Raw genomic sequence first — 2,842 nt, 5'->3', positions numbered from 1 at the left:
GTGATTGCGGCCACTGGCGCCGGTGCCGCAGCCGCGACGACCTCGATGGCCGCGCCTCAGGCCGCTGCAGCAGCGTCCCGTGGCCACTCGAAGGAGCAACTGTTCACGTTCGACAACACGGCGGTGGTGTTCATCGACTACCAGCCGGAAATGCTAGATTGGGTCACATCCACCGACACCAGGAGGATGATGGTCCGCGCGCGAGCGCTGGCCCGCCTCGCAGTCAGGATGGAGATGCCGGTCGTCCTGAGCACCATCTCGGTCGAGATGGGCGTCAACCAGCCGACGATCCCCGAACTGCGTGCGGAGATACCGGACGTTCCCGAGATCGACCGCACCACAATGAACTCCTGGGACGACCCGGCCTTCCGCCAGGCGATACGGAAAACCGGCCGCCGCAATCTCATCATGCTCGGCCTGTGGACCGAGATCTGCTTGGCCTTCCCGGTGGCGGAGATGCAGGCCGCAGGTCTCAGGACCACGTTCGCCACGGACGCGGTCGGCGGCGTCACCAAGGAGGCGCACGACCAGGCGATCCAGCGCATGATCCAGGCCGGCAGCGTACCCAGCTCGGCCTTCGCACTGATCGCCGAGGCGGGCCTCGACTGGGCCTCTCCGCAAGGGCAGATCATGAGGGAGGTCGGCGGCTGGATGCTGGAGGAACTGGAGAAGCTCGACTAGGCCTAACCCTGGCCTCAGCGAACGCCGCTCGCACTTGCTCCGCGATCACAGCGAGCGACGGGCGCTTACTGGGACGCCGGCGGTGTCACCAGTGCGAGGACCGCGGTGAGGGTCACGGTGGCACGTTGTCCAGCTGTTCGAGGACGCGGTTGGAGAGCCGTGCGAGGGTGTCGAGTTCATCCGGGCTGAGGGCGTCGATGAACAGGCGGCGGACCATGGCTACATGGTGGGGTGCGGCGGCCTCGATGGCTTTGCGGCCGGCCGGCGTGATGGCGACGAAGGCACCGCGTCCGTCCTCGGTACATTCGTCTCGGGCCACCAGGCCGCGTTTGATCATCCTGGCGATCTGGTGGGACAGGCGGCTCTGTTCCCACTCGATGGTGTTGGCGAGGTCCTGGAATCGTTGCCGACCGTCGGAGGTGTCGGTGAGGGCGACGAGGATCTGGAAGTCGGCGCCGGACAGTTTGCGCGCCTTCAGGTCACGCTCCAGCGTGGCCCAGAGCTTCTGGTGTAGGCGGATGAAGGCACGCCAGGCGTGCTGCTCGGCGGGGCTCAGCCACGCGGGTGCGTCGTTCATACGCACCGAGTTTACCTGGACGCTTGACATGTCATCCACCTGTACATTACGTACATGACGCATCATCTGACACGTCATGTATTTTCAGGCGTGGAGGTAGATGACACGCCATGTAGTTGGGGTGTGTCGCCCCTGATCCAACAAGAAGGAGAAGGCCGTGGCGGAGAAGAGAGTGATCGCGGTGGTCGGCGCGACCGGCGCCCAAGGTGGCGGGCTGGCCAGGGCGATCCTGACCGACGCCAGTGGTGGGTTCGCGGTACGTGCGCTGACCCGCCGTCCCGACTCGGACACCGCACGCGAGCTCACGGCCCTTGGCGCCGAGGTAATAAAGGCCGACATCAGCGACCTACGGAGCATGACGGAGGCGTTCGATGGGGCGTATGGGGCGTTCCTGGTGACCAACTTCTGGGAGCACTTGTCACCCGAGCAGGAGAAGCTGGAGGCGGCAACCATGGCTCAGGCCGCCAAGGCCGCCGGCGTGACCCATGTGATCTGGTCAACGCTGGAGGACACCCGCGAGTACATCCCGCTCGACGACGAGCGCATGCCGACGCTGATGGGTAGCTACAAGGTGCCGCACTTCGATGCCAAGGCCGAGGCCAACCAGTTCTTCACCGATGCCGGAGTGCCGAGCACCTTCCTGCAGACCACGTTCTACTGGGAGAACCTGCTTGGCCCGATGGCGCCGAAACGGGGAGACGACGGCCGGCTCGTGCTGGCCATGCCGATGGCCGACAGCCCGCTCGCCGGCATCGCCGTCGAAGACATCGGCAAGACCGCCTACGGCATCTTCCGCCGCGGCGGTGACCTCGTGGACCGCACCGTACCCATCGCCGGTGAGCACCTGACCGGCACTCAGATGGCCGAGCAGCTCAGCGCGGCCCTGGGTGAGGAGGTGGCGTACGCGCCGGTGCCCTTCGACGCGATACGGGCGCAGCCGTTCCCTGCCGCGGCCGAGACGGGGAACATGTTCCAGTTCTACGCGGAAGTGCCGCAGTTCAACGCGGTCCGCGACCTCGACGTCATCCGCGACCTGAACCCGCAACTGCAGACGTTCCAGCAGTGGCTGAACGCGCACAAGCACGCCTTCGCCAGCGCCTGACGGGCGACCCGGCGGACCTCATGCCACGGTGTCGACTATGTCTCGGCACAGGTGTCAACTATGTCCTGGAATCGGACACTACCGAAGGCGTTCAATGTGATCGGACCGATGTCCGACCGCTCCGGCTTCACTGGGACGATTCAGCGCTCGGCCCGAAGCGGCCCCGGAAGGCGGCCGGGGTCGTCCCGGTGCGGTGCTGGAAGTACTTGGAGAAGTTGGACGGATCGTCGAAGCCGAGTTGTCCGGCGATCCGTGCCACCGAGTCGGGTCCGTGGGCGAGGAGGCGTTTGGCTTCGAGCACGACGCGCTCGTCGATGAGCTGCTTGGCGCTGAGGCCGGTGTTCTCACGGGCGAGTCGGTTGAGGGTGCGGGTCGAGTACCCCAGGCGGGCCGCGTAGTCGGCGACCTTGTGCCTGGTGCGGAAACTCGCCTCCAGCTCGTCGCGGAACCAGACGAACGCCTCGTGCGTGGGCGGGCGGTGG

Annotated in this window: 4 protein-coding genes; 2 read left to right on the top strand and 2 right to left on the bottom strand. The window is 66.2% G+C overall.

Annotated elements, in window-relative coordinates; genetic code table 11:
- Positions 1 to 681, top strand: a 681-nt coding sequence (locus tag ELR45_RS08285) for an isochorismatase family protein (RefSeq protein WP_205856228.1), incomplete at its 5' end; no start/stop codon positions are given.
- A 112-nt stretch (positions 682 to 793) separates the two neighbouring features.
- Here the strand turns inward: ELR45_RS08285 and ELR45_RS08280 are convergent.
- On the bottom strand, positions 794 to 1,258 hold the full coding sequence (locus ELR45_RS08280; protein ID WP_129664989.1) for a MarR family winged helix-turn-helix transcriptional regulator: 465 nt from the start codon (positions 1,256 to 1,258) through the stop codon (positions 794 to 796).
- Between the two features lie 157 nt (positions 1,259 to 1,415).
- On the opposite strand from ELR45_RS08280, the gene ELR45_RS08275 reads away from it, so the two are divergent.
- Complete coding sequence (locus ELR45_RS08275) at positions 1,416 to 2,360, top strand: NmrA/HSCARG family protein (protein WP_129664987.1); 945 nt, start codon at positions 1,416 to 1,418, stop codon at positions 2,358 to 2,360.
- A gap of 127 nt (positions 2,361 to 2,487) precedes the next feature.
- Here the strand turns inward: ELR45_RS08275 and ELR45_RS37225 are convergent.
- Positions 2,488 to 2,842, bottom strand: a 355-nt coding sequence (locus tag ELR45_RS37225; RefSeq protein WP_205856227.1) for a helix-turn-helix domain-containing protein, incomplete at its 5' end; no start/stop codon positions are given.

Origin of the sequence: Phytoactinopolyspora endophytica (assembly GCF_004138495.1) — a bacterium.
Taxonomy (GTDB): domain Bacteria; phylum Actinomycetota; class Actinomycetes; order Jiangellales; family Jiangellaceae; genus Phytoactinopolyspora; species Phytoactinopolyspora endophytica.
The sequence above is the reverse complement of the archived record's forward strand: the minus strand, read 5'-3'. Positions and strand labels throughout refer to the sequence as shown.